This is a genomic window from Bhargavaea ullalensis (assembly GCF_042432615.1).
Lineage (GTDB): Bacteria > Bacillota > Bacilli > Bacillales_A > Planococcaceae > Bhargavaea > Bhargavaea ullalensis.
Genome location: NZ_JBHLWY010000043.1, coordinates 1 through 26669 on the forward strand (window position 1 = coordinate 1; position 26669 = coordinate 26669).

General features: G+C 55.7%; 27 protein-coding genes. 24 read left to right on the top strand and 3 right to left on the bottom strand.

Annotated features, from left to right (window positions below; genetic code table 11):
* Positions 1-174: 174 nt before the first annotated feature.
* The gene (locus tag ACFFIY_RS11990; RefSeq protein WP_354194158.1) at positions 175-1485 is read right to left on the bottom strand and encodes a tetratricopeptide repeat protein; all 1311 of its coding nucleotides are present in this window, start codon (positions 1483-1485) and stop codon (positions 175-177) included.
* A 218-nt stretch (positions 1486-1703) separates the two neighbouring features.
* On the bottom strand, positions 1704-1994 hold the full coding sequence (locus ACFFIY_RS11995) for a hypothetical protein (protein WP_354194160.1): 291 nt from the start codon (positions 1992-1994) through the stop codon (positions 1704-1706).
* A gap of 93 nt (positions 1995-2087) precedes the next feature.
* Between ACFFIY_RS11995 and ACFFIY_RS12000 the strand changes: the two genes are divergently transcribed.
* The 23 genes from ACFFIY_RS12000 (at position 2088) to glsA (ending at position 23190) form a co-directional block, all read left to right on the top strand.
* The gene (locus tag ACFFIY_RS12000) at positions 2088-2648 is read left to right on the top strand and encodes a hypothetical protein (RefSeq protein WP_354194162.1); all 561 of its coding nucleotides are present in this window, start codon (positions 2088-2090) and stop codon (positions 2646-2648) included.
* A gap of 39 nt (positions 2649-2687) precedes the next feature.
* Complete coding sequence (locus ACFFIY_RS12005; protein ID WP_354194164.1) at positions 2688-2855, top strand: thiazolylpeptide-type bacteriocin; 168 nt, start codon at positions 2688-2690, stop codon at positions 2853-2855.
* Positions 2856-2934: 79 nt separating this feature from the next.
* On the top strand, positions 2935-3102 hold the full coding sequence (locus tag ACFFIY_RS12010) for a thiazolylpeptide-type bacteriocin (protein ID WP_354194166.1): 168 nt from the start codon (positions 2935-2937) through the stop codon (positions 3100-3102).
* Between the two features lie 70 nt (positions 3103-3172).
* A complete protein-coding gene (locus ACFFIY_RS12015) occupies positions 3173-4189 on the top strand; it encodes a hypothetical protein (RefSeq protein WP_354194168.1) in 1017 nt (338 codons plus the stop codon).
* Positions 4186-6696 (top strand): lantibiotic dehydratase, encoded by a 2511-nt coding sequence (locus ACFFIY_RS12020; protein ID WP_354194170.1) that lies wholly within the window; start codon positions 4186-4188, stop codon positions 6694-6696. Before ACFFIY_RS12015 ends, ACFFIY_RS12020 begins: the two co-directional genes overlap by 4 nt.
* A complete protein-coding gene (locus ACFFIY_RS12025; RefSeq protein WP_354194172.1) occupies positions 6669-7409 on the top strand; it encodes an ABC transporter ATP-binding protein in 741 nt (246 codons plus the stop codon). The genes ACFFIY_RS12020 and ACFFIY_RS12025 overlap by 28 nt, the downstream gene beginning before the upstream one ends.
* Entirely contained in the window at positions 7403-8140 is a 738-nt protein-coding gene (locus ACFFIY_RS12030) for an ABC transporter permease (RefSeq protein ID WP_354194174.1), read from the top strand. Before ACFFIY_RS12025 ends, ACFFIY_RS12030 begins: the two co-directional genes overlap by 7 nt.
* A gap of 14 nt (positions 8141-8154) precedes the next feature.
* Positions 8155-9471, top strand: a complete 1317-nt coding sequence (locus ACFFIY_RS12035; RefSeq protein ID WP_354194176.1) for a hypothetical protein — start codon at positions 8155-8157, stop codon at positions 9469-9471.
* Positions 9465-11189 (top strand): YcaO-like family protein, encoded by a 1725-nt coding sequence (locus ACFFIY_RS12040; protein WP_354194178.1) that lies wholly within the window; start codon positions 9465-9467, stop codon positions 11187-11189. The genes ACFFIY_RS12035 and ACFFIY_RS12040 overlap by 7 nt, the downstream gene beginning before the upstream one ends.
* Positions 11149-12390 (top strand): hypothetical protein, encoded by a 1242-nt coding sequence (locus ACFFIY_RS12045; protein WP_354194180.1) that lies wholly within the window; start codon positions 11149-11151, stop codon positions 12388-12390. The genes ACFFIY_RS12040 and ACFFIY_RS12045 overlap by 41 nt, the downstream gene beginning before the upstream one ends.
* A gap of 4 nt (positions 12391-12394) precedes the next feature.
* Positions 12395-13243: a thiopeptide-type bacteriocin biosynthesis protein gene (locus ACFFIY_RS12050; protein ID WP_354194182.1), complete on the top strand. Its 849-nt coding sequence runs from the start codon at positions 12395-12397 to the stop codon at positions 13241-13243.
* Positions 13240-13971, top strand: coding sequence for a SagB/ThcOx family dehydrogenase (locus ACFFIY_RS12055; RefSeq protein ID WP_354194184.1), 732 nt, complete (start codon positions 13240-13242; stop codon positions 13969-13971). The genes ACFFIY_RS12050 and ACFFIY_RS12055 overlap by 4 nt, the downstream gene beginning before the upstream one ends.
* Before the next feature lie 12 nt (positions 13972-13983).
* Positions 13984-14838: a hypothetical protein gene (locus ACFFIY_RS12060; protein WP_354194186.1), complete on the top strand. Its 855-nt coding sequence runs from the start codon at positions 13984-13986 to the stop codon at positions 14836-14838.
* 222 nt (positions 14839-15060) lie between these two features.
* A complete protein-coding gene (locus tag ACFFIY_RS12065; RefSeq protein WP_354194188.1) occupies positions 15061-15795 on the top strand; it encodes a sulfite exporter TauE/SafE family protein in 735 nt (244 codons plus the stop codon).
* 129 nt (positions 15796-15924) lie between these two features.
* A complete protein-coding gene (locus ACFFIY_RS12070; protein WP_354194190.1) occupies positions 15925-16722 on the top strand; it encodes a hypothetical protein in 798 nt (265 codons plus the stop codon).
* The gene (locus tag ACFFIY_RS12075; RefSeq protein WP_354194192.1) at positions 16719-17090 is read left to right on the top strand and encodes a GntR family transcriptional regulator; all 372 of its coding nucleotides are present in this window, start codon (positions 16719-16721) and stop codon (positions 17088-17090) included. The genes ACFFIY_RS12070 and ACFFIY_RS12075 overlap by 4 nt, the downstream gene beginning before the upstream one ends.
* Complete coding sequence (locus tag ACFFIY_RS12080; protein ID WP_354194194.1) at positions 17077-17799, top strand: ABC transporter ATP-binding protein; 723 nt, start codon at positions 17077-17079, stop codon at positions 17797-17799. Before ACFFIY_RS12075 ends, ACFFIY_RS12080 begins: the two co-directional genes overlap by 14 nt.
* Positions 17783-18712, top strand: coding sequence for an ABC transporter ATP-binding protein (locus ACFFIY_RS12085; protein ID WP_376837308.1), 930 nt, complete (start codon positions 17783-17785; stop codon positions 18710-18712). The genes ACFFIY_RS12080 and ACFFIY_RS12085 overlap by 17 nt, the downstream gene beginning before the upstream one ends.
* Positions 18690-19667, top strand: coding sequence for an ABC transporter permease (locus ACFFIY_RS12090; RefSeq protein WP_354194198.1), 978 nt, complete (start codon positions 18690-18692; stop codon positions 19665-19667). Before ACFFIY_RS12085 ends, ACFFIY_RS12090 begins: the two co-directional genes overlap by 23 nt.
* Positions 19668-19810: 143 nt before the next feature.
* Entirely contained in the window at positions 19811-20599 is a 789-nt protein-coding gene (murI, locus tag ACFFIY_RS12095; RefSeq protein WP_354194200.1) for a glutamate racemase, read from the top strand.
* Positions 20600-20801: 202 nt separating this feature from the next.
* Complete coding sequence (locus tag ACFFIY_RS12100) at positions 20802-21266, top strand: DUF421 domain-containing protein (RefSeq protein WP_354194811.1); 465 nt, start codon at positions 20802-20804, stop codon at positions 21264-21266.
* Positions 21267-21343: 77 nt separating this feature from the next.
* The gene (locus tag ACFFIY_RS12105) at positions 21344-21940 is read left to right on the top strand and encodes a M15 family metallopeptidase (protein ID WP_376837294.1); all 597 of its coding nucleotides are present in this window, start codon (positions 21344-21346) and stop codon (positions 21938-21940) included.
* A gap of 320 nt (positions 21941-22260) precedes the next feature.
* Complete coding sequence (glsA, locus tag ACFFIY_RS12110) at positions 22261-23190, top strand: glutaminase A (RefSeq protein WP_354194202.1); 930 nt, start codon at positions 22261-22263, stop codon at positions 23188-23190.
* Positions 23191-23333: 143 nt separating this feature from the next.
* On the opposite strand, the gene ACFFIY_RS12115 is transcribed toward glsA, so the two are convergent.
* Positions 23334-24209 carry a helix-turn-helix domain-containing protein gene (locus ACFFIY_RS12115; protein ID WP_354194204.1) on the bottom strand — a complete coding sequence of 292 codons (876 nt, stop codon included), beginning with the start codon at positions 24207-24209 and terminating at the stop codon, positions 23334-23336.
* 139 nt (positions 24210-24348) lie between these two features.
* Between ACFFIY_RS12115 and ACFFIY_RS12120 the strand changes: the two genes are divergently transcribed.
* Positions 24349-26655 (top strand): lantibiotic dehydratase family protein, encoded by a 2307-nt coding sequence (locus ACFFIY_RS12120; protein ID WP_354194206.1) that lies wholly within the window; start codon positions 24349-24351, stop codon positions 26653-26655.
* Positions 26656-26669: the final 14 nt, after the last annotated feature.

Genomic DNA, 26669 nt, shown 5'->3' on the forward strand with positions numbered 1-26669 from the left:
GCTCAACGCGATCGCTTTTGAGCGCAGACGCCAAACTTCGCGTTGGCGTCGGCAACGCCCGCGGTAAGTGAGGGCCCGCAGCGGAAATCCGAAGGATATTCAGGAAAAAGAAAAACTGCAGCCAAAGGAGCACTAGGCTCACTTTGTCTACAGTCTGAGACTCATGGCCTCTGGTCATGAGTCTTTTTCCAATGCGATCCGGTAATACTTTGCCGCCATCTTGTAAGCCCGCACGCCATAATAGTGATCCGCCAGTTCGGTGCTGATCTCTTTCAGGTCGGCCGTATACTTCCAGTCCATGGCGAGCTGCACTGCTTTTTGCATCTCTTTCTCATAGGCCGGCTCGTCGCCTTTCACTTTATGAAGGCCGGCCTGCTGATGAAGAAGAAGGACCTGCGAGTTCGGCAGATCATGGCGCTCCGTGACGGCATATGCCTGCTCCAGGTAGTGCTGTGTTTTTTCCCAGTCTTTCCAGCTTGCATATAACTCGGCCAGCCGGGTGAGCACAGAAGTGGTGTGATGTTCATTGCCTGCCATCAGGTCGGCCTCCAGGCTTTTCTCAAAATAACAGAGGGCCTTTTCGGACCGGCCGGTTTTCTGGTGGATCCGTCCGTAATTATAGTCAATGACCGCCTGCTTGGACAAGGAGGCCTTGCCGTCTGTTTCTCTATCCAGATCCTCCAGATAACTGAGCGCTTCTTCGTCCAGCAGATCCAGGCAGGAAAGCGCTTTGTCATAGTTTTCCATGCGGTGTGCCATGATGGCGAGGGAGGTGAGGCAGTCGGCGACGCCTTTTTTGTTTTCGATCATCCGGTAAAGTCCGAGCGCCTTTTCGCCATAATGGATGGCCATCTCCAGATCGGAGTCTTCATCGATCTGGGTGCGGACAAGTGCCAGGTTGTAATAATTCCTGGCCCGATCCGCGGTTCGGCTGTTTTCAGGCAGGTACTTTTCGATGAGCTGCTCATACTGATAGGCTTTTTCATATTGCTGTTTGGAATAGTAAAATCGTCCGGCTTCCCGGAAGTACCCGACCGCCACTTCCTGATGTCCGGCCTCCGGTTCATCCGGAAGCAGGTTTTCCGACCTCCGCACCAGTTCCTCGGTGCGCGGGGAGTGAAGGGCTGTCCGGTTGAAATGTCCGATCAGCATGGCGTAGATCTGATAAAACGCCTCAGGGGAATGATTTTCGAACGCGGTCATCTCCAGAAAAGACAAATCGGCTTCCGGCAACGGCTCCCCATTCACAAACGCCACGTAGACACGGTTGATCTCCCGGACATCCCGGTCACTGTCCGGCTCGAGGATGAGTGAGCGGGGAACCCCCAGCCTTTCCGCCACCTCCCCGATAAACCGCTCGGACGGTTTCGCTTTTCCCCCTTCAATCCGGCTGATGTAAGTGACCGAACAAATGCCCTCCACCAGTTCCGACTGTGTGAATCCTTTATGTATGCGGATCTGCCGCAGCCTTTCCCCCACTTTCATGTTCCCGCCCCCTGTTTCCGATGGTGACCCGCATGCAACTAATTAACCACTCCCGGTACTTTTTCCAAAAATCTGAAACTACTTAAACCGATTCGAGACACAAAAAAAAATCCCTTCAAAGAGGAAGGAATTGAGCGGATAGACCCAAGAAGGGGATGCCGGAATGCCTGTCGGGTCTGGATATTTTTCTCTATTATGTAGAGCCGGAGTCCTGCGGCTCAGTCGTATTCTTCGCCGCGATCTTTGGAAAGGGGACTGATGTCTCCCGCCGGCGTCCCGTTGTCCTGAATATCAGCCGACGCAAATCCCGGAATTCCGATTATTGCCATCAACAGAGCCATCGCCGTCATCATCTTCACTTTTTTCATTGTTGTTCCCTCCCGGTTTGTTGTAACTACATCGTAATGAAAAAGAAAGGTAAAAGAAAAGAGGTAAAATTCAGTTAATATTCCGGTCATCAAATTGAAATTAAACAACCCCTTTTTAGTAAACTCCGCCCGTTTTTCCATGGTTGAACGGGTGATTTTTTATGCGTGTTTTACTTATTGAGCTTTACTTTTGAACCGCCGTACGATTGGGCTACAGAAAGGAGGTGACCTGATGTGACAGGCACAGCCGGGCAGCCGCAGCTATTCGGTCCGGCGGGGGCAGGCGGAGCAACGGTTCCGTTCCGGATTTTCCGCAAAGATGGAAACGTGCGTGATCTGCCCTCTGCGGAGCCGATGATCCATCTGAACACTCTGGCCCAGATGCTTTATGAAGCATTTCATCATCGAATGCCGGTCGGGACGGAACTGGAGCCGATTGTGGTCCTGTTTGGAAGCCGTCCGGTTGATGGGCTGCCGGGTCCGGGAGTGTATCTGGCGGATTTCAACAACGAACTGTTCCGGTTGGTTGATCCGGATGACCCGCTGACCCTGCTGGGAGAAAGCGGCTTGTCGGAGCCGAAATCGCCGATGGCCATCGCATACCGGAAGACCGGAAATACCGATGAGGCTGCCGGGGATCTTCCGGAGAAAGGCCGGGCACTGGCACGGTCGTTCAGTTCAATTCTCGAGCTGCACGGCAACTTGTCGGATTCTGTGCAGCTTGCCCGGGAATTATCCGGGCAGCCGTTGATCCTCATGCAATGGATTACAGAAAGAGAAACAAGTCTTCGCTGAACCGAAAAAACACCCAACCCAACAAAAGGAGAGATGAACATGACGAAAAATACAGCAACCGATGTGAACAAAGAATTTGAGCTTGACGTGGATTTCCTGGACCTTGACGAGGTGAGCGCCATTCCTGAAACGACGGCCAGCTCGGGTTCGACCTCCTGCAGCGCCACATCCACCTGCGGCTCGACTTCCTGCTGCGGCTCTTGTTGAAAAGACCGGTGAACCGGGAGAACACGGATCTGCCCGCTTGAGAACAACCAATACATCCAACTAAAAAGGAGAACTGAACATGACAAACCAACCTGCGGAAACTGTAAAAAATGAATTTGAACTGGACGTCGATTTCCTGGACCTTGACGAAGTGAGCGCCATTCCGGAGACGACGGCCAGCTCGGGGTCTACCTCCTGCAGTGCCACATCCACCTGCGGCTCGACTTCCTGCTGCGGATCCTGCTGAGGGCCGCCTGAAAAGCAGCACGGACCACCGGCCGCACGCCGGCCAAAACGAAAAGAAGGATGCGGATATCATGAAAGACGTGAAAATCTTTAACTTCAACAGGGCAGCAGATACCGCGTTTGTCCGGACGCTCATCACCCGGGCTCGAGAGATAGGGGTCCCTTACTATATTTCGCGCTCCTGGGAATCCGGCCCCCATCTGACGGTCACGTTTGACGGAGATGCGGAGAAAACGGATCTGGAGCGATTTGCCGGACTGATGAACGTGGAAGCGGACAAGATTCCGGCCGGAGCCGGGGAACTTGCCCGCATCCGGGCCCAGTACGAGAAAAGTGCAGGCCGGATCGCGCTGCTCGAAGGAAAAGCTGTCCCGGCAGAGATGGCCGGACACGGAACGGTCAGGATTGTCGACAACCGATTCGACTATCACAATCCGGGCCTGACCCGGATCATCCATGACATGCGATTCGAACTCCAGCAGGCATTGGAAGAGACTTACTTCCGGATTCATGGGGACGGGGAGCCGGCAACTGTACTGATGCCCCTCCTGTTCCACCATGTGGCAGAAACCTACCGGGAAAGCGGAAGGAACAAAGGATACTTTTCCTTCATCTCGCACGTTCAGGGATTTTTCGAACTGGCGGAGAAGCAGGGCCTTCCATACAGCGAGCCGGATTTCGAAAAGCAGTTCCGGATTCACGCTCATGATATCAGCATGCTTGACGCAAAAGGCGATCCCCACATTAAGCACTGGAAGGAAGTGTGGGGAAAGATATCGGAGTCGTACAAATCAGAGATTCTGCGGCACATCGATGAGAGCTACCAGGAAACCATCCGACAGTCGGTGGGCGAATTGGAATCAGGGTTCAACAATGACTTCCACCGGCAGTTTGCCGCATTCTTCCATCGCACGGGCTTCCTGTCGAACATGGAGGCGATCAACTACCGCTTCATGGTCAACGTTCTGTATCTTTCCCTGCCCTTCCTGAAAGTCAGTGCTTTGAAAAAACAGCAGTTTATCTACATGGCTTACCGCTACAATGAAACGCTAACTTCCCGCACGTGGAGAGAGGAGATTGGAATTTGAACACAGAGGTGCTGAAAAACCCGATTGTTTTATACAGAGGAAGTGATATTCCGAAACACTGGTATGAGCAGATGGCCGCACAGTCGGAACCGATCCGTGATCTCATCCGGGAGCTCGAGGAAACCGGGAAACGGGCAGAAGCGGCCCTCGATGAGGCGGTCTCCAGCCTGGAGCGCCTGTTCGCCGAAACGAAAAACCCGGATTTGCTCAATCTCAAGCGGGATCTGTTCAACAAGCGTCTCGGAAAGCTGCGGAGCGCACTGGACAGAATGGGTCCGGCCGAAATGCCGGAAGCGATCCGGGCCTACGTTGAGAGAGAAACGGAACATGAGGCAGCCATGCAGGAATACCGGGATGGCTGCCGGAGGTCGATGACGGAAAACCGCCAGGCACTCTGGGAAAGCGCGTCAGATGAAAACTTGGTGAAATCCATCGCTTTCTACAATGACGAGATCTACGAAAAACTCGGCCGGTATTTGTCTGCACAACCGGAGAACCACAACAAAAAGCTGAGGAAACTGGACTTTTTCCTCATGAAGCTGCTGGTCAGGGGTTCCATGAAGACGAGCCCGTTCTCCTATCTGACAAAGACCGGACTCGCCGTCCGGGAAGAGCGGGAGTTTGAAAGGCAAAGCTTCTGTGAGATGAACCATTCCATCATGCTGAAGATCGTTCATCAGTTTATCCGGACCGACCCGGACGCACTTCGGAAAATCCCCGTGAAAGTTGAGCGGTTCGGGGTCCGCGGTGGCCGGATCTACTACGTCAGCCAGCACAGTGTGGACCAATCGCGCAAAGTATTCGAAACGAGCGACAAGTTCGTGGAGTATTCGCTTCACCCGGATCTGATCCGGTTCCTCTCCGCCCAAAAGCAGAAGACACTGACTTACGGGATGTTTGCGGAAGAGGCTGCGAAAATTCCGGAGTACCGGGGGGAGGAGGAGGCGCTGTTTGCCAAGCTGATCTCACTGAAGCTGCTCCGGCAGCAGGCAGACCTTTCAAGCGACCGGGGAATCCTTTTGTCCGCCAAGGAGCTGTTCCGGACATTCGGGATCGGTGAGCGCCTCGTTGCGCAGCTTGATGAACTGGACGCCGAACTGGAAGCGTTCGAGTCCAAGCCCGCGTTTGAGCGGATCCGCCACTGGAAACGAATCCAAGAGCTGGTCCGCGACATGAATCCGGAAAGCTCCGGGGCCGGCAGGGAACTGGTCTATGAAGATGTTATCTTCGGACGCACGAAACCCGACCTTGTATCCGGGCTGGTCGACGGGGAGTTCATGAAGAGCCTCGGAGATTTCCTTCTCCTGTTCGACGTCAATGTCCGGGTGCAGTATGAAATCGGCCGCCTGTTCAGCGACAAATACGGAAGTGAAGCCCGTCCGCTGACGGACAGCCGGCTGCTCAACGAAGTGTTTTTCAAGAAGATCCACCATTTCTACCCGTATTACCAGGACCAGCGATATCGCTTTGAGGAGGCAGTGTCTGATGAAGTCCGGCTTCTGGACCGGCTGCGCGACGAGTTCCTGGACAAGTTTGAAGGGCTTCTCGAAGCAGGCGGGGAGGAAGCGGAGGTGGATGCGGGAGAGCTGATCCGCACGTACAGCGGCCGGATCCCGGACCGGATCAAGCGGGACACGGACGTTTCCTCCTCGCTGTTTCTCCAATACGCCGGAGCGGGCACGGTCGTCCTCAACGATGTGTATGACGGGCATGAGAAGTTCATCTCCCGGTTCAAGGACTTCTTCGGGGACGGGCCGAACCCCGATTACGAAGAGTATGTGGACCGGGTGTTCCGGGACCGCAACTATTACGAAGTGGACGAACTGTTCGGGTTCAACGGGGGCATCCATTACCGGAAAGACCTGAAGACCGCCAAGCTGGAAGTCGGCTACCGCCAGTTTTCGGACGAAGGAGGCCACCCGGTGGCCGACATGACAGTCAGATACGACCCGGACACCCGCAAACTGGATTTTCTGGACCGGGACGGCCGTTCCTGCCGGATCACCTACAAATCGTCGCTTGTGCCGATTTTCCTGCCGGGCATCCTTTCCGTCATGCTGCACCTTTTCCAGTCGGGAAGGCTGAATTTCGATCTTGCCTCTCTTGCCAGGCCGTATAGCCGGGTGCCGCGGATCCGGATGGGGAATGTGGTTTTGTCCAGGCGGAAATGGCGGCTTGACACGGAAAAGCTGATGCAGCTGATCCGGAGGGCGGCGGATGCGGAAGAGCTGTACCTGGACGTGAACCGGTATTTTGATGAGCAACAGCTGCCGAAGCGTTTCTTCCTGAAATACTTCCGCAATGAAGGAGAGTTTACGGTGGAGAAACCGATGTTCTTTGATGTAACGGTTCCGCTGCTGCTCAAGTTCTTTGCAAACGAGCTGAAGGCTGGCGCCTATCTTGAAGAGCTGCTGCCCGATGCCGATATCCCGCTGAATGAGTTTCTGGTCGAATATTCACTTGAAAAGGAGCGGACAACATGCAAAACATCACCGTCAAAGGTCTGAAAAAGTCATACGGCAACAAGGAAGTCCTGAAAGGGCTGGACTTCAGTGCGGAACAGGGGGAAGTGATTGCGGTCATCGGGAAAAACGGAGCCGGCAAGTCGACGTTCCTGGAATCCCTGATGATGATCCGGGACTTCGATGAGGGCCGGATCGAGCTGTTCGGCAAAGACATCCGCAAACTGAATGCCAAGGCGGTCCGTGAATTGAAGAGAGACATGTCGACCGTCCTGCAACCGACCAATTTCTACAAGAACCTGAAGGTGAAGGAGCTCCTTTCCCTGTTCAATGCCTACTACGGGAAGGATGCCGATCTGGAAGGGACGATCCGCCGCTTCGAGCTCGGGGAACATCTGAAGTCACCGTTTGACAAGCTGTCGGGCGGGTGGAAGCAGCGTGTGGCGCTGGCGATCGCATTCATGACCTCCCCGAGGCTGGTCATCCTCGATGAGCCGACGACGGGGCTGGATCCGTATATGCGGGATGTCCTCTGGAAGAACATCATCCGCCACAACCGCGAGCATAAAGGCACCATCCTGCTGTCCACGCACTACATGGACGAAGTGGAGCGCTACTGTGACAAGGTGCTCCTCATCCATGAAGGCAGGGCCCGGGTGTTCGATAAGCCGGCAAACATTCTGGCTGCATCGGGCCATGCATCCATCAATGACTACTACCTTGCGCAGATCGGGGAAACGGAGGCCGTGCCATGCTGACCACCCAACTGAAATACGACCTGGTGATGTTCTTCCGGGAAATCTTCTACCTGATCTTCACGATCGTCATTCCGCCCGTCACCTATCTGTTCATGGGGCAGCTGTTCGGGGGAGCCACATACGGCGACAACCTGAACTATGTCCAGTTCTACACGCCGTCGTTCATCATCCTGATCACCTTTTCGGTTGTGTTCTTCGCGTTCGGTTTCGATCAGGTGATGAACCGTTCAATGGGGATTGAAAAGCGGATCAGCATCTCGCCCGTCGACATGCGCACGCTCCTGTTCTCCAACATCATCAAATCGGTGATCATCACGACGCTCGGGTTCATGACGATCACGTTCATCGGGATCACCGTGTACAGCCTTGAAATCGGGTTCGCCGACTTCCTGAAGTCCTATGGGGTGTTCATCCTCATCAATGCGGCGCTACTGACTGTTTCATCCGCGATTTACTCGTTCTTCAAAGAAATGAAAAGCGCGCTCGTCTTCTCGATCGTGCTGTTCCAGGTCGTCCTCTTCACTGCTGACTTCACGGTGCCGGTCGACGGGATGCCGAAATTCATCCAGGTGATCGCCAACCTGAATCCGCTCTACCACATCAACCATCTGTTCATCGACGTCTGGAACGGAATGTTCAGCCTGAACGGCGAAACGGCCATTTCACTCGGCTACATCGCGGCACTCGTGTTCATCTCGATGCTGCTGGTGACAAGAAAAGCGAAAAATTAAAGGGGGAGGAAAAGTTGAACCTATTGAAATACCGGTCAAACTGCCGGATTCATTACCGGGACGGGGCCATTCTGTTCACCGGTGACCGCCGGAAGTTCAGCATCAAGGCGACAGAGACGGTTTACACCGAAATCCACAGGATGATGGGCGAGCTGTCCGACGGGGTGACGGAATCCCGGCTTTCCGAAAGATATCCCGCCTACGGCAAGCTGCTCGAGCTGCTGGAAAAACAGGGCCTGCTGTACCGAATCGATGCAAGGCAGCTGGAACAACACGGCCGGACGGACTATTTCCGGATTGTCGAAACAGAAGCGGAAAACGTGGGTGCAGCGCTGCGGCAGATCGACGCTGCACGGATCTCCCTCTCCCCCCATTTTGAGGCCGGCCGGGAGCTGGCCGCGCTGCTCCGGGAAAACGGCTTGTCCGTCTGCACCGGCTGTGACCAGGAAGACGATGTGCTGGTGCGGGCCGGCGGACGGGACGGGCGCGTCAATGTCGTGGAAGGAAGCGGGCGGGTGCTGGCGATCGCTCCGGCAAACCGGCGGGAGATCGGATTTCTCGGATCACGCAGAGACTCACATGACTGGATTTCGCCCGGCCTGATCGCCCCATTCGTCTTTTGCGGGCTGATCATGGAAATCATCGGGAAGGGACCGGACGTTTTCCTGATCAATGAAGATGCGGAAGTGCAGCGGAAGCGGCTCTACCGGCCCGGGGACGGATTCCCGCTTGACGGAGAGGAGGCGGGGGAAGATTCCTTCGCCCGGTTCAACCGGCTTGAGCGTTTTGTCGGAAGCCGGAGTTCCCGGATCCTCTCGATCAACGGAAATCCGGAATATGACAGCTATCGTCAGCGGCCGCTTCAAGTGTGCACGATTCAGTATGCGGATCCGTCCGACACCGTGAATAATCTGTTTTTCGCGGATCTGGACTATGAGCGCCTCGCAGGATTCATTTCGGCAACCGCTTTCCGCGAAGTCATGCGCCGTGCATACGGGGACGCGCAGCCCGGCGAACAGGCCGGGTCCGGAACGGTGCTCGGTCCGGATGAGTTCCCGGAATGGGGGACGATCCGGCAGCTTATCGAAGACAAGGGAATGGACCTGTCCCTATCTGCCGGGGAAGCATCCGGCGGAGGGTATTGGATCCGCATCGGTGATCTGCAGGCCGGACGGACGGTTCTGTTTGACTTCCGGGTTGCACGGGACTTCCTTCCGCTTGCCGTATACAGCTACATCAGCGCAAAGGAGAACGGAGTGGACGGAGATGACCTTCCATTCTCGGTCATCGGCACAATCAGGGAACCAGTGGAGGTGAACGGCTCATGGTAACGATGTCGGACGTTGGCGGAGATGCCCGGAAACTGAGTGACGGGGAATTGCCGGTCACCGTCGCCCACCGGTTTTTGTTCATCGGCCCGCTGCGCAATCAAAACGGCTTCTGCCCGTCATGCCTGAAGCAACGGATTGAAGAGGTCGGCCTGTCGGATCATTATCTCGGCGGCGACTCACCAGCGGAACCGGACCGGGCTGAGCAGCGACTCATCGTCATGTATTCGGAACGCCTGCGGAATTCACGGGACCGGCATATGCTTTATGCGCTTGACCGCAACACGCAAGAAGTGACCGTCCTGTCCACCTACAAGCGAAGTGACTGCCCGGCCTGTTCATCAGATCCTGCCGACGCAAAGACCGGTGAGGATGCAGGCGGGACCGGCCGGCCGTTCAATCCGGCCGATCCGAGACTCCGCAGCTGGAAAGAGGTGACGGAGCGGATCGACCGTCATTCGGCCATGGTCCGGGGCAGCCGCCTGTCGATCATCAGCCGGGAAAACCGGTCGGGTGACTCGTTCGGCCTTCCGATGGTGGAGACGGAAGTCCGCCAAAACGGGGTTTCCCTTTTGTCCTACGGGCGTACCGGTACATACGGGAAATCACGATATACGTCGATCCTTGAATCGCTGGAACGCTATGCTACCGCGTTTCCTTACGGCCGTCCCGACGGCGTCTTCCGGGAAGGTGAAGATCCGAAAATCGGCCTGACCCTGTCCCAAGTGATGCAGGCGGCAGACATGGCGCCCGGTGATTACTCGGCGGACAAGCCCATCCGCTATCGGGAGGCGGAGGAGCTCCACAGCGGAGAACGCCGGCTCATTCCGGAGCAGCTCATTTATTTTGATTCTCATCACGTATCCGGCGAGCCCCGTTACTTGTTTGAAAGTTCGAACGGCAGTGCGCTCGGCTCTACGGTGGGCGAAGCCAGCCTGTTTGCCATGCTGGAGCTGTTTGAGCGGGATGCGTTTCTGGCCACCTGGTACGGACAGATCCCCCCTGTCCGGATTGCGGCAGGGTCGATCCACTCACCGGTCCTGAAAAGCTACATCGTCGCCCTGCAAAAAAAGGGGATCCGGGTGCATCTGTTCGACATCTCGATGGAACTGAGAATCCCGACGATCTGGGTCCTGCTCGAAAAAGTCGGCGCAGGCGATGAAGACATGGCGTTCTACACGGCCGCTGCTTCGTCGTTTGAATTGGAGGATGCGATTGAAAAGGCGCTGATCGAGGCAACGACCGCCATATCCGTGTTTCAGAATGTCTTCAGCACGGCGGAGTTCCGGGAAAGGAAAAAGAAGCTCAGCCGTCAACCGGATGCCGTCAGCCGCCTGGAAGACCACCTGTTGCTTTTTTCAAATCCGGAATCGGGCAAATACCTGGAGTTTGCGCTCGGGACACCGCATGAACTGTCGATGGATGAACTTGATCGGACGTACGAACGATTCGGGGGCAGCTATGAAGAAGTGCTCGGCGAATTCCACCGGATCCTCAAAGCCGGATCAGATCAGGTGTTCCGGGCGGTGACGCCAAATCCGAACATGGACGAGATTGGATTTGTGAACGTGAAGTATATCGTTCCCGGCATGCTGACGATGACATTCGGCCATCAGAACAGGCGGATCATCAGGCGCCGTGTCGAGCAGGCGATCCGCTTCAAGGGGAGGGGACGGCTGGATGAAAACTGGCTCAGAGAAGTCCCGCATCCGTTCCCGTGAGAACGGAGGGATGGATGCCGCTTATCTTGAAGCGTTCACGGACAACCGCCATCTCCACTTCGCCCACGGGGTCCCGCCGGGAAAACCGGATCCGTTCGGCCGGCTCCTGTCCCAGGCGTTCCCCGCTCCCGCGGACAAAGAGGCGGAAAGACGGCTTCTCCCCGTATACCGGCTGACCGAGCGCATCGTGCGGGTGGACCTGGCCAGCAATTATGTGTTCCATCCGGCGGCACCGGGCGCCAGGAACCTGAAAGCTGCCCGGATCATTTCCGGTCACGGCAACCGACTGTACGCGTACAATCCGCTGGCGGACCGGCTTGTCGACGTCGGGGAGGCGGTTTCCCCGGACACCGGAGATGTGCTCTTTGCCCTGCTTACGGACGACCGGAAGCTCCAATGGTATTACGGAGAGTTCCACCGGATGCTGTCGGCGCTCAACGCCGGACATGTGCTGTTCAATCTGGAATTCGCCCTGCGGCATTCCGGAAGGGAGTATGGCTTTGCCGACGTGCATCCGATTATTCCGGAGACGCTGCGGACGGATCCGGCAGTCCGGATCCGTACCGTCATCCGGGCGGGGGAACCGCACCCGGCGGACCGGCCGGAACCGGATCTGCTGTTTGAGGGGCTGGCTCCGGCAGATTTCCTCCGTCGCTCTGCCGATCAGCGCAAAGACGGGGACGTGTTCTTTCACAGGACGCTTGGCCGGCAGCCGTTCACCCGGATCCTCGCCAGGACGGCTGCCGCAGCGGAAGCGGCCGGAATCCGGCTTTACGCTGCGGTGAATGATGTGGAGGACACGGTGCCCGGCTATTACCGTGTCCACCGCGGGGGGCTGGAATGGACAGGCTCGTTTGGAAACGGTCCGGAAGATTTCCGGCTGCTGCGGGATTACCGGGAGCACTCGAATTTCCACGGCTTCAACTTCTGGCTCTTCATGACGTTTGATTTGGAAGAGGCGGAGGAGGATGCAGAGCAGCGCTTCATCGACATGGGCAGGCTCATGCAGTTCGTCTCGGTGTCCATGGCTGCGGAGGGCCGGGGCCTCCGGGGACTGAAAAATTATGATGATGCTTACTTCAGGAGGAAGACGGGCCTGCCCGGAAAGATGGCCATCGGCTATTCGGGGATCGTGTTCCCGAATCGCAACCAGGCCGCGTCCATCCGGATCCGGCACACAGAAAAAACGAAAGGGGGATGAGGGAATGTGGCATTCAAAACATATTTTCATTCATGACTTTGGGCTGATCGAACGGTTCCTCTGCGATCATCTGCGGGAATTGACGGAGCAGATCCCGCCCGATGAGTGGTTCTTTATCCGGTATTGGCAGGGCGGTCCCCATATCCGGCTCCGGTACCGGTTTGCCGAGGAAGAACGAAAAGCTGCCTTTGACCGGTTGTTGGAGAACACATTGAAGACGTTTGAGCAGTCGCACGGCGGCCATGATTTCCGGCCGGTGGACTACGATCCCCGGATTGTCCGGCTGGAGGGGGTGGACGATCTCGGGATCCATCCGAACTTCAGTATCCGGGACATCCCGTATGTTCCCGAACTGGACAGATACGGCGGGGAGGCGGCGATGCCGCATTCGGAAGCGCTGTTCTTCCGTTCATCGGTGACGGCCGCGTCGATCATCGGCTCGGTTGAGTGGCCAAAACGGTACGTGGCGGCGTTTGACCTGATGCAGTACAGTTTTGAAATAGCGGCGGCGCTCGGGATGGCAGAATCGGAAGAAGCGTTCTTCTCTGATTACCGACGGGTCTGGGATGCGTTTGAAACGGATGAACGGCAGGAAGCGGTGCGGGAAGCGCTTGCCCGCCGGATGGACCGGAATCGTGAAAGAGCGGAGATCCCGGCCGTTTACCGCTCTTATCTGGATGAACTTCAGAGGCTGATGAAACAGATTCTGGATCATCAGAACACATTCCCGCCCGGCACCGTCCATTATCTGATGGTCTCGCATATCCACATGATGAATAACCGGCTCGGCCTTTCCCCCGAGAATGAGCGGTTCCTGTCCGGAATCTTTCTCGGCAGGAGGGCGGCTGTATGAAGCTTTGGGACTTCAGCGGAGGATATGAGCAGCTGTTCCAGGACTATCATTACACGACGATCAACGACCCTGCATTCACCAGCATGCAAGTGTATAAGCACAGCGAAAGGACTCCCCCGCCCGTGGAGGGCGCCGTCGTTTATCCGCTGGCCTATGAACCGGACCCGGCAAACGGCCTTGAACGCGCGCTGATGAGCCGTCATTCCTGGCCGTTCCCGTTCCCGAACGAGCGGGTCATCGATTTGCCTTTCATATCCAGGTTCACCCAGCTGGCCTTTATCGGAAGTGACCGGGCAGGAAGGACGTATCCGTCTGGGGGGGCGCGCTATGAAGTCAAGATCCATCTGCTGTTCAACCCGTCCCGGGTGGTTGGCGGAGCGCTCGGAAGATTCAATGTGTGTGAAGTGGACGCGGACCGCGCATGTCTCGCGGGGAAAGCATCGGTTCCGTGGGAGCGGATCGAAGAAGCCTGCATCCAGAAAGAAAGCGTCGGCTCCGCGCAGTTCGCAGTGGTGCTCACCGCAGACCTCGAGGCGATCTCGGAGAAGTACAGCGACATCTCCTATAAGCTCATCCAGCAGGAGGCGGGTCATATCGGCCAGAACGTCCAGCTTGTCGCCAACTATCTCGGCATCCGGTCACTGCCGCTCGGCGGATTTTATGATCTGCCCCTCGGAGAAATCATCGGAACGGGGGACGCGGTGCTGTACACATTACTGTTAGGGTAGGTGATCAACAACATGTGGATATTAAAGCTCCAGGGCGCCCTTCATGAACGGGGCGGAATCCTCACGCTGGAGGACAATTTGAGCAAGTCGGTGGAAGGTGCGGTCCGAAAGGGCGATCTCGACTATGTCCTGCTCAGAACACTGCTCTATGAAGGGTTTGAGGGGCAGTCGGCAGACCGGTCCGCGGAACAGCAGTATGCCGAAGGCTTTTTGGAGAAGTTTCCCGGGCTGTTCACGCAGTGCGGGCAGGGAAGTGCCCGTTTTCTCCGCGCAGCCGTGCGTTCGGATTTCGACTTGTTCCGGAACCATTTCCTGACGGGCAGGCCGTTCATCCGTGCGGAGAGGCTGATCGGGCACCTTCTCGGAGAGCAGGGCCCATTCCGTGTCGGAAGCACATTGGATCCCGCACGGTTCGGAAGGCTCTCGGAGGAACTGGGGACCATTCCATATATCCGCCTTGAAACGGTGACGGATGAGAGTGCCGGGCAGTTTGACGCCCTGCTCCTCGACAGGAGCCGCCCGGCTGCGGGAGTCGGGGAGATGACGGACCGGATGATGTTCCTTCATCTCGGGAGGCGCCGAATCGAAATCGGCCCCCTCCTTTTCACGGACCGCTTTGAATGTCCGGAAGAAGAGCCGGCCGGTGACCCGTCAACGGGCAGCCCGGGGGAAGAGGCCCTGATGTATGCCTTTGTCCGCCGAATTCTCTTTATCGTACTGTTCGGGCTCTATGATGAATTGTCAGAGGACGTCGGCCTTCCGCTAAGAACCCGCCTGTCCATTGACCGGATCACCTTGGAAGCACGGGCGGAACCGGTCGCCATCAGGCCGGTCCGCCCCGAATCGGCGCTGACGAAGGCCCGCTGAACGGTTGTTTTGGAAGCAAAAAGAAAGGATGTCCGAAGCCTCTCCCGGAGGCACGGTGACGGCACCTCAAAAGTGTCCGGAATCCTCTCTTTTTGCTTTTTTTATGCCGTTGTAATTCATGTCGATAAGTTTAATTTAAGTAAATCATTCTGAAACTTAAAATTTACTTATCACCTATTCAGTAATATACTGAAGGCAACAACAAATGAAGGAGGTGCGGTGATGGAATATGTCGGACTGTTTTTCATCGGGCTTGTCGCGGTGATGATCGGGACGCTTGCAGGGGGCGGCGGGCTCATTTCGCTGCCGGCCATGCTGCTGATCGGCATTCCGGTCCACGCCGCAGTCGGGGCGAGCAAAATCTCAAATACGGTCAGCTCGCTGTCGACATTCCTGACGGTTCTGCTGAAGAAAAAAATCACCTTCAAGGAGCTGTACTGGATCATACCGATTTCCCTGGCAGGCGGGCTGTCGGGCGGCTTCATCGCGAACCGCCTGAGCGATTCGACGATGCTCAGCATCGCCACCGTCCTGCTTGTCGTGGCATTCGTCTTTTCGTTTCTCTCAAAGGGGGACTTTTCGGGAGACGCACCGCTGAAGCCGGATAAGCTGGCGGTTCCGAGCCTGTTCGGCATCGGAATCTATGACGGCCTGTTCGGCCCCGGCCAGGCCACCATCCTGCTGCAGCTGTTCGGCCATTTGAACATTGCCTATATCCGGGCGATCGGCTTCGTGCGGGTGGCGACATTTTCAAGTGCATTCGGCGCCGCCATCGGCTACATCAGCTCCGGCAACATCATCTGGCCGGTCGCCATCGCCCTGACCCTCGGGTCGCTGACGGGCGCCCGTGTCGGCGTTCACATCGCCGAGAAGCTCAATCCGAAATTCGTCAAGCCGATCCTGCGATTCGTCACGCTGCTGCTCATCGTGCAGATTGCGATCGAACATTTTATCTGATGCAAAGCGTTTTCCTCAAAAGGAAGGCGCTTTTTAATTTGTCAAAACACTTGAACAAATATTCCGAACGGTGTACTATATAACTAATACACCGATACACGACTATCATAAAAATGAGGAGTGATTTGCATGGGGCGCATGAGAGGGCTTTTGTACAAGGAGCGCGTGACGACACAGGGCGGTCTCCTGCTCTTGGCAATCACCGTGATTGTGACGGTTGGCGCAGCCCCGTTTCTGCTGCACCACTACGTTTCGACGGACACGACGGTGGCCTCCTTCTCCTTCATCCTCAGTGCAGTCTGGTTTCTGCTGCTGAGTTACATGCCGCTCATCTGGCTGCTCATGAGCCTTGCCATGGAGATGAAGCGGCCGGACCTGTGGCTGCATACGCCTGCTTCTTCGGGCTTGCTCATCGGGACAAAGGCGCTTTTCGCCGCTGCCGTCACGATTGCAACGCTCGTCTGGGTCGCCGTTGTTCTCGGTGCGGTGTTCCTGCTGTCCGGGGGGGCAAAAACATTGCCGGACGGCTTGACCGCCGCTTCATTTGCCGGTTTCTTCTGCGAAATCGGTCTGCTCATCCTACTGTTTTCACTGATGCAGATGTCGGTCGGATTCCTGTTCTGGTCGGTTTATCAGTCGGTGAGACTCAGGTCTTCCCGCCTTATTGCCGTTCCGGTGACCGTGGCGGGCATCCTGCTCTTTTTCTTCATCAGCGAGAAAATCAGCCGGACATCTGCAGGAAGCCGGCTGCTCGGTGCGGGGGAAATCGGCTTGCCGAATATTGAAAAGGTGTCCCGCGGCCTTGATATCGGGCTGGATATGAGCGGCAGCCTGTCCATGGGAGGTTTCTTGTTCGGGTCGGTCATTGCGCTCATCGCCTTCGGGCTCGGAACCTGGTTGTTCAACAGGAAGGTGGCGGGGGCATGAGCTTTGATTTCCTGCCGGATAAGCCGATCTACCAGCAGCTCATCGACCGTATCACGGGCGAGCTCATCCGGGGCGCCATCCGTCCGGGAGAGAAGCTGCCGTCGGTGCGGGATTATGCAGTGGAAGCCGGCGTCAATGCCAACACGATGCAGCGCGTTTACAGGGAACTGGAGGGGATGGGGATTACGGAGACGAAGCGCGGCCAGGGGACATTCGTCACGGAAGATCCGGGCCGTCTGGAAGTGCTGAGGGAAAAGCGGAAGGCGCAGCTCGTCGCGGATTTCCTGCGCGACATCGAAGCGCTCGGATTCACGAAGGAAGAAATCGCCGCATATATGTCGGGAGGGGAAGCGGATGATCAAAGTTGACCAGGCCGTGAAGACTTATGGACGCAAGCGGGCGCTCGACGGTGTCTCTGCAGAGTTTCGGAACGGACAAATCATCGGGATCGTCGGGGAAAACGGCAGCGGCAAGTCGACGCTGCTCAAGATGATGGCGGGGCTTCTGCTGCCGGATTCCGGGTCTGTTGAGATCGGCGGCACCCCGGTGACCCGGACACTTGCGGGGCGTGAAATCGCCTATATGGCGGACGCCGACCTGTTTTTCCCGTATTTCAATACGGAGCAGCTGTTCGGATTTTACGCCACTCAGTTTGACGACTTCTCCATCCAAAAAGCCCGGCAGGCGGCCGACTTTCTCGGCCTTGACCGCTCCGTCAAGCTGAAGAGCCTGTCGAAAGGGAACCGGGGGCGCGCCAAGATTGCCGCCACGCTCGGGCGGGAACCGGAAGCGTATTTGCTCGACGAACCGTTTTCCGGGCTGGATCCGATGGTGCGGGGCGAGATCGTGAAGGGGCTGATCCGCTTCACCGACCCCGAGCGCCAGGTTGTCATCATGACGACACACGAACTTCAGGACGCCGCTCCTCTGCTCGATGAAATCGCCGTCATGAAGGCTGGGCGGATCATTGCACACGAATCGGCGGAAGAAATCCGCGAAAATCATCGCGGCGGTCCGTCGGCCTGGATGAAATCACTTTATGAAAAGGAGCGTGATCCGATTGGCGCACGAAGCTGAACCGGTCGTCCGGCTGGAAAACCTGACGAAAACGATCAGGGGCAAGAAAATCATCGACAACGTTTCGCTCGACTTGTATCCCGGACAGGTGACCGGGTTCCTCGGACCGAACGGGGCGGGCAAGACGACGACGATCCGGATGATGGCCGGCCTGATGAAGCCGACGTCCGGGGACGTGCTCATCGCGGGCAAGTCGATCACCGCCGACTTTGAAGAAGCGATGACCCACGTCGGCGTCATTGTCGAAAACCCGGAAATGTACAAATACATGACCGGCTACAAAAACCTGCTTCACTTTGCCAGGATGCACAAGGGAGTCACGAAGAAACGGATCGATGAAATCGTGCGCCAGGTGGGGCTGGAAAAGCGCATCCATGAGAAAGTCGGAACGTATTCACTCGGCATGCGCCAGCGGCTCGGCCTCGCCCAGGCCCTCCTGCACTCGCCGGAGTTCCTCATCCTTGACGAGCCGACGAACGGGCTCGACCCGGCGGGCATCCGGGAATTCCGGACGTACTTGAGAAGCCTCGCCGAAAAAGCCGGCGTGTCGGTGTTCGTCTCAAGCCATATGCTCTCCGAAATCGAGCTGATGTGTGACCGGATCGCCGTCATCCAAGGCGGCAAACTCATCGACATCCGGGAAATGAAAGACGGAACCAAGCCGCACCACTATATCGAAGCCCGCCCGGCAGACCGGCTCGCGGCACTTCTTCAAACAAAGGGCTATGAGCCGGAAATGCTCGGAGAAGGGTTCGTCATCGAAGAAAAGGCAGACAACATCCCGGCGCTCGCCGAGGCGGTTGTCGGGGCGGGACTCGCGCTGTACGCCGTCCGGCCGCACCGCAGGACATTGGAAGACGAGTTCATCGAGATGACGGGAGGCGGACAGATTGCTGAAACTGCTGCAGAATGAGTGGATGAAACTGTGGAGCAAAAAGGCGACGTGGGTCATGGTCCTCCTCCTGGTCGTCGGAGTGGCGGGCATGCTCAGCCTCACCAAATGGCTTTCGACCATCGACGGGAATGAAGCTTCCGGGGGAAATGTATCGGTGGAAGGCCCGTCGGATGCGCCGGACTGGCGCTTGCAGGCGGAGGCGGAGCGTGCAGAAATATCTGTGCAGCTGACCGATTCAAAGCTGTCGGCTACCCGGAAATCAGAGCTTGAGGATCAGCTGAAGATCGCGGAATACCGCCTTGCGGAAGATGCACCGCCGCACGGCAGCTACAGCAGGCAGCAGATCATCAAAGACTCCTCGGGCATCGCTTCGTTCGCCATGCTGTTCGTCATCATCGTCGCGGCCGGCATTGTGGCAACTGAGTTCTCGGACGGCACGATCAAGATGCTGCTGGCGCGCCCGGTAAAACGGTGGAAAGTGCTGACTTCGAAGTTTTTGGCCACCGTGTTGTTCGGCTTGCTGCTCATGGCGGCCGGATTCCTCGTGTCGGTCCTGCTGTCCTTCCTGCTGTTCTCTCCTGACGGCGGCATCGAGCTCGCGGTGAAGGGCGGCGAAGTGGCCGAGGTGTCGATTTGGCCGGAGGCGCTGAACTACCTGGTCCTCGCGTTCGTGAATATTATCGTCTACACGACATTCGCATTCATGATCGGCAGTGTGTTCCGCTCCGGCTCGCTTGCGATCGGCCTGTCGCTGTTCATCTTCTTCACCGGCAACACGGTCTCTGCACTGCTGAGCCGCTATGAGATCGCCAAGTACCTGTTTTTCTCGCATGACCTCGTGTCACTGGCGCAGGGCATGGCGTTCATCGAAGGAGTGACACTGCCGTTCGCAGCGGCGGTGCTCGGCGTGTATGCCGTCCTGTTCCTCCTCGTCAGTTACATGGTGTTCTCCAGAAGGGACGTCACCGCCTGATTTGAAAAACATCCTTTCCGGTCCGGAGAGGGTGTTTTTTGATCATGGGAGGAACCGTTCGGCGGCCGGATGCGTTACAATGGAAGAATGACTTTAATCCGCTTCGCGAACGCCGAAGCGCTGCAGAAGAAGGTAAACAACAGATGAAAAGCATCGCAGTGATTGATTCCGGCAGCGGCGGCCTTACCGTCGCCAACAAATTGTTCGATCGCCTGCCCGGCGAGCGGATCATTTACGTCGGGGACCATGGAAACTGCCCCTACGGCAATAAAACCGAAAAAGAGATCAGAGAAGCCGTGTACGGGGTCATCCGTTTTCTCGGCCGGTTCGAGCTCAAGCTGCTCGTCGTCGCCTGCAATACGGCGACGGCGCTGATGCTTGACGACATCCGGAAAATGCTGGACTTCCCCGTGATCGGCGTGATCGAGCCGGGCGCCGAGATGGCTGCGGGCGCGACACGAAACGGAAAGGTCGGCGTCATTGCCACCCGGCGGACGGCGGAATCCCATATGTATCAAAAAATGATCACAGACAAATTGCCCGGAGTATCGGTGTTTGAGCAGGCATGCCCGAAACTGGTCGGCTTTCTGGAGAGCGATGAAAACCGGGAGGCGGAAATTGCGTCGGAGCTGGAACTGAATCTGGCACCGCTCCGTGCGGCGGACGTCGATACGCTCGTCATGGGCTGTACGCACTACCCGCTTGCGGAAAACCAGATCTTGAAATCCTGGGGAGCCGGTGTGAGCCTGATCGACCCTGCGCGCGGCACGGCGGAGCGTGCCTATGAAGCGCTCAAAGAAAAAGGAGAGCTGTCCGGAGGTACGCCGGAAGAGCATCTCTTCTACACCACGGGAGACGCCGTGGAGTTTTCGGAAAAAGTGAAGAAATGGACGCCGATCCTCCGGCCTGTGGTCAGGCCGGTGACAGACTGAGTCCGCCCGCCATCGGCACGGAACAGCCGCCCCCCTTAATTTACCGGGAGGCGGCTCTGTTTTTTCTGGCGGCCGGGGTGGTAAGGAGTAGAGAGCCGGCTTGCTTGCAGCAGGGGGGGCCGGGCTCCGGTTCCTCCCGAAGAGGCAGCATCGGCATCAGGAAAGAAGGGACGCTATGAGCATCGGATTGATGTTGGTCAAGATGGTCAGCGGATTTATAGCATTAATATTATGCATGAAATGGACAGGGGCCAAAGGGGTATCCAACCTGACGCCGATCGACTTTATATGGAGTATCATGCTTTCCGAGATTTTTGGCAACGGGCTCTATGATCCGGAAGTGAAATGGTACGTGGTGCTGCTGATGATCCTTTTCTGGTGCGGCCTAAAAGTGCTGTTTGACAATATTTTAAGCCGAACCGACAAAATCGAGAAATTTTTGACGGGTGAACATCAGCTGATCGTCCTGGACGGGGAGCCGCTGAAAGACCGTCTTCGGAAAAACCGGATGGATATGCAGGATCTGGACGAGGCGCTGAGGAAACAAGGGATTTTCTCGATCGAGGAAGTGAAGCGGGCATACCTTGAAAAGGACGGCAGCCTGACGGTCCAGCTGAAGGCGTTCGCGGAACCTGTGACGAAAGGCGACCTGAACCTCAATGAATAAGACAGGAAACGAATAGTGAACCCGGCAGGCCGTTTTTGCGTTAGAATGGATGAAAGCGCGAAGGGAGGCCTGGCGGGATGGCCCGGAAGAAAAAGAAGACCGCCGCGGCAAAACATCTTGCCAGGGCGGTGTTTGCGGTTGCCGTTGCCATGGCCATATTCATCTTCGTCCAGCGGGAGTGGGATTTCCGGGAAGAGCTGTCCGAACGACCGCTGCCGGAAGGTCTCCACCCCGCCGTAGAAGAAAAGGCGGCCGAACTGATCCGTCTCGCTTCGGACAAAGGCATTGATGTTGTCATCACGGACGGATACCGGTCCGACGAAGAACAGGAACGGCTTTATGCACAGGGGCGCACGGCCTCAGGACAGGTGGTGACCCATGCCCGTGCAGGGGGTTCCTACCACAATTTCGGCCTCGCCGTCGATTACGCCCTCCGTACGCCGGACGGCCGGATCATCTGGGATATCGGCTGGGACGGGAACCAGAACGGAAAAAGCGACTGGATGGAAACGGCGGAGATCGCCAAATCGCTCGGCTTCGCCTGGGGCGGGGACTGGAACGGCTTCAAAGACTACCCGCATCTGGAGATGACGTTCGGACTTTCGCTCCGTGAACTGAGGGCGGGCTGGCGGCCGGAAGACCGGGGTGCGGCGGAAGCTTCGGATGGACAGTGAAAGCTTGATAAATAAGACGGAAAAAGGGACTGTTCCGCATCCCGGCGATGGCCGATGCGCGGAACAGTCCCTTTTTGGTTCAACGATCAGTCCTGATCGCCAGTAAATGTGAGAATGAGGCCTGCGACCGTGCCGACGATGATGATCGCGAAAACCGTGAACAAGATATACAAAAACCACATGTGCGTCTCCACTCCTTTGGCAGGCAGTTCAGGTCCATTATAGCATCCGCAGGCCGTGCGGGCAATCCGGTGTTGGCTTTCCGCGGGCGGTTTCGGGTAGACTGTCGGTAGGATGTCATAATTCCAAGGAGGGATTTCATGGACTGCCGATCGGATGAGGAGCTTCATCAGCTCGTTCAGGAATCGAAAGTACATACACTGGAAGGCATGGTCGCCGACTACATCCCCGCCCTCGCAAAGGCCGACCTCGGTTCATTGTCGGTGGCGATGGCCTTCCCGGACGGCAACTGCTACTCGGCGGGGGACGTGGACAAAAAAGCCACCCTGCAGAGTATCTCAAAAGTGATCGCACTGGCGCTTGCCCTGCTCGACAACGGCGAGGAATATGTGTTTCAGCGGGTCGGGATGGAGCCGACGGGAGACCCGTTCAACTCAATCATCAAGCTGGAGACGACAAAGCCCCACAAACCGCTCAACCCGATGATCAACGCAGGTGCGCTCGCCGTCACGTCGATGATCAAAGGCGATTCCCTTGATGAACGGCTCGGCCGGCTGATCCACCTGGTCGAGCTGATCACGGGCGAGCGGGGCATCGGCTACAATGAGGAAGTCGCCACTTCGGAACTCGAGACCGCCGACCTGAACCGCTCGCTCGCCTATTACCTGAAGCAGTACGAAGTGATCGAGGACGACGTCGAAACCGTCATGGAGCTGTACACAAAACAGTGCGCCATCGAGATGAGCAGCATCGGCCTCGCCAAAATCGGACTCATCCTCGCCATGGACGGCAAAGACCCGCAGACCGGGGAAACGATCCTGCCCCCTCGCGTCGCGTCAATCTGCAAAACCTTCATGGTCACCTGCGGCATGTACAACGCATCCGGCGAATTCGCCATCCGCGTCGGCGTCCCCGCCAAGTCCGGCGTCTCCGGCGGCATCATGGCTGCCGTGCCGTACCGATGCGGAATCGGCATCTTCGGCCCCGCCCTCGACGAACGCGGCAACAGCATCGCCGGCTGGGACCTCATGGAGAAAATGTCCAAAAAATACGACCTCAGCATGTTCTGACCCAAAAGACTGCCTGCATCCGGAAAACACCGGAACAGGCAGTCTTTTGGCATGGAAAGGGTCGAAAATATGGGTATTTCGCATATATGCATAAGTGCATATTTCTAGTGCAAAATTCCGTGTAGAGTAGTAGGTGGGAGAGATTATTGGGACACAAGAAACTCCTGCTTGTACTCTTGAAGGATTTTCTTATAATAATCCAGCCCCAACAGATCGAAGAAGAACAACGCCCGCTGATACTCTGCTGCAATCTCCCCGGCCGGGCTCCCGAGCTTTTCAAGGATTGACCCTTTTTGGTAGTAGAGTTGGCCTAGGACTAACATGTCATGATGCTTTAGTGAAAGCTCAATGGCCTCTTCTGTCGTTGCTTTTGCATCGTTATATTGTTGTTGAAGAAACTGGAGTTTACCAACGTTGTAAAGGAACTTAATACGCAATAGTTCATATTCATCAGAGGCATTGTTCTCCTCTAGGATCTCCTTGAAAATTAAAGTGCTCTCCTCAAAAAAATTATTCTCGGCCAATATAGAGGCAATCGTATTCTTTATCCGCAGATTTAACAATACGTCTAGCCCGCCAACCTGGTGATTAATTAAATTTCGAAGCTCTGTAACACAGTACTTATAGTCTATTTTCTTTAAATAGTATAAAGAAACTAATTGGTGGAAAAGCAGATAGTGTCTTAGTTCAGGGTGTAAAATCTCTTTGTTTCCTAGCTTAGCTTCTAAGTATTTATTTAATCCTTCAAAGTCTTTTTTGGAAGAGAACAACTGTACTTCTTCTCTTATTCTCTCTGTCTTTTCCACGTCATCATGGATTAAAACTTCCAAAAAGTATGAAAGAGGGAGCCTGAGTTTTTGAGAGATGGCATGAAGAGTGTCAATACTTGGGTATGAGTCGCCTTTTTCAAGTCTGCTGATCTCAGATTGATTACAGATGCCAACGGCAAGTTCTTTTTGAGTCATCTTTCTGAGCTTTCTCCATTTTTTTATCTCGGTGCCGAGGCGTGCATGGTTCATCGATTATCACCCTTTTGGCATATGGTTCAGCTGTTTGCTGTCCTTTCTCTAATAGTAACGGAAAATTCCCGCCAATTGTCAACTTTGCGCAAAAGTATGTTTGTTTTATCAAAACCATTGATTGAAAGGATGAGGAAGCATGAATGTAAAACCCGTCAAACTCGCCGCGGAGCTCTATCCCTACCCGACTGCCTATGTTCATTCACTGCCAACCTCCATCCTCGATGGCTTTGTGGTCAGCACCACGCTTGATATTCTTCAGCAAGTCAATCGCAGAAGGGCCGCTGTGAACCATGCTGCCAAGATGGCTGAAAAGGTATTCAACCGTTATGGACTGTCCATGGACGAGTTCCAAGAGGCCGACCTTCCATCCAAGTTTATGAATGACGAAGAGGAGAACACGATCGGCACGTGGGTCCGAAGAAAAGAAGACCTGAAAGAAGCACTCGTCCGCCTCAACGTGATTTACCGGTTGGAACAGGAAAGGGTGGCGCGAAAAATCGTCGGGACTTTGGAGATGGAAACGATGAGGAAGCAGCTCGCAGTCCAGCATTCAGAGTTGCTGGATAAAATCGGCAAGGGAGTCCCGAAGAACTCGGAATCTCTCAGACAACTGGCCGAGGAGGCGTTGCCCTATGTACTGGATTTAACGATCTCAAATAACAAGTATCCGGACAACTTTAGATTTGGTTTCTCCAACAACCGTGATCAGGAAAAATCGCTTTCTGCGGAAAACAGCATTTTGCTATCCAGAAAGGTGATTCAATGCTGGCTGTCGGCCATGGCGAAAAATCCCCGGTTAAACAGTGGATTCATCTTCCGTGTCAATGATGGATTGCTTGGACAAAACGGGAAAAGGGCATGTTTGCAGACGTCCAGAGGAGCCGAATTTATCATGCATGCCGAGCCGGTGCCTTCTGTGCATTTAAAGAAAGGGACAGCCCGCAAGAAGAAAGACTGGGTGCGCTCGTTCAGGGTAGCCGGGGGAGAAGAGCAATTCAACAAGCTTGTAGCGTTGGGTCTTCTCGTTCCGATCATATCGGCTTTAAACCCAGCGAAGAGGCCTTTAAGGAGGTTGTCGGATGCGCTGAAAGGAACAGATCCTCAGGAAACCCGACGTCTTCGCCGATTGTTTCTGTTGCTTGATGCCACTCTGGAAACAATGCAAGATACAGACTCGCGAGCCATCAGGAGGCAGAGGGAACGTGCAGTCCGGTTAGTAAATAAGATTCAAAAAGAGTTAGAGCTTGCCACGCTGACTGCTGCCCAGGAAACTGTCTTGTTTGAAGAAAAACAATCGCTGGTTGACGCACCGGTGCCATTGCCGGAGAAAGTGCAGAAGGAGATGGAAGAGTTCGCCTCCGAACTCCCGCTGTCAGTGGTCCGTTCTAACCTCGCTGGCTCAATGACGCGGTTTTTTGTGGATCAAGCAGGCCGAGGCGGGACATGCCGCGATGTCTTGGAATTCATCGCCGCTTATGCAAACCGGCCGGATAAGATCGAGGAATCTATCCGGATCGCAAAACTAGATTCTGAAAGAGCAGGCAGGTCTTCTGCTATCCCTTCACGGGTCGGGCCGTCTGAAATGCACCCAAACGGGTTGATCCAGTTCCGGATCTCTGCTCATTCGTCCCAGGCACTTGAGCGGGGCGATTACCAATTGCTGATCAACGAAATTTCTACGGGGTGCAGAATTCCTGATGTGGATGCGGACTGGAAGGAGAAACTCAACCCGGGTGCAGAAGTTATTCATTTTTCCTATGGAGATGGGAATGTGGAGGGGCGGTTCGAAGGGAGAGAGCTTATCTGGTCCACTTCATGGGATCGATATGCAGGGAATTCCAAACAGTTAACCTTGACCGATCTGACACTTGAACATGATGAGCATACAGACAGCCTCAGGTTGGTGGCGCCTGAAGGTCATACAGTTTGTGTGGCCTACACGGGAGAAAAGCCGATCCATCAGTTGCCTGAAATGATCAGGCTATTCCTCTCCATCAGCAATCCGTGGGTGGGTGTTCCAAAACTGAAGTGCGGCAAACTGGTCCCCGGGCATTCTCCTCGGGTGACAAAAGGGAGAGTGGTCTCTTCTGCGGCAGAATGGCGAGTGTTGTTGAAGGATGTGCCGTTGATCGATGATCAAGAGGAGGATTTTGATTACTTTATCCGTCTTCATGACTGGCTTGCAAAGTCCGGTATTCCGAAGGAAGTGACATTCCGCATAGTGGATCCGAAATTTCCGGTCATGCTGACTGGTGAAAGGGATAAATATATCCACTTTGGCATTCCGCACTTGGTCCGCCGTTTTTGCAAAGAAACGAAAGAGGCCGGCGGCAGCATGCTCGTGGTGACGGAAGTATTTCCTGAGCGCGGGGCTCACGTTGTCGGCAGAATGGGCCACCCGTGTGTGACAGAATTCCAGGTGCCGGTGATCTGGCACGGATAACGGAGGAGAGACCG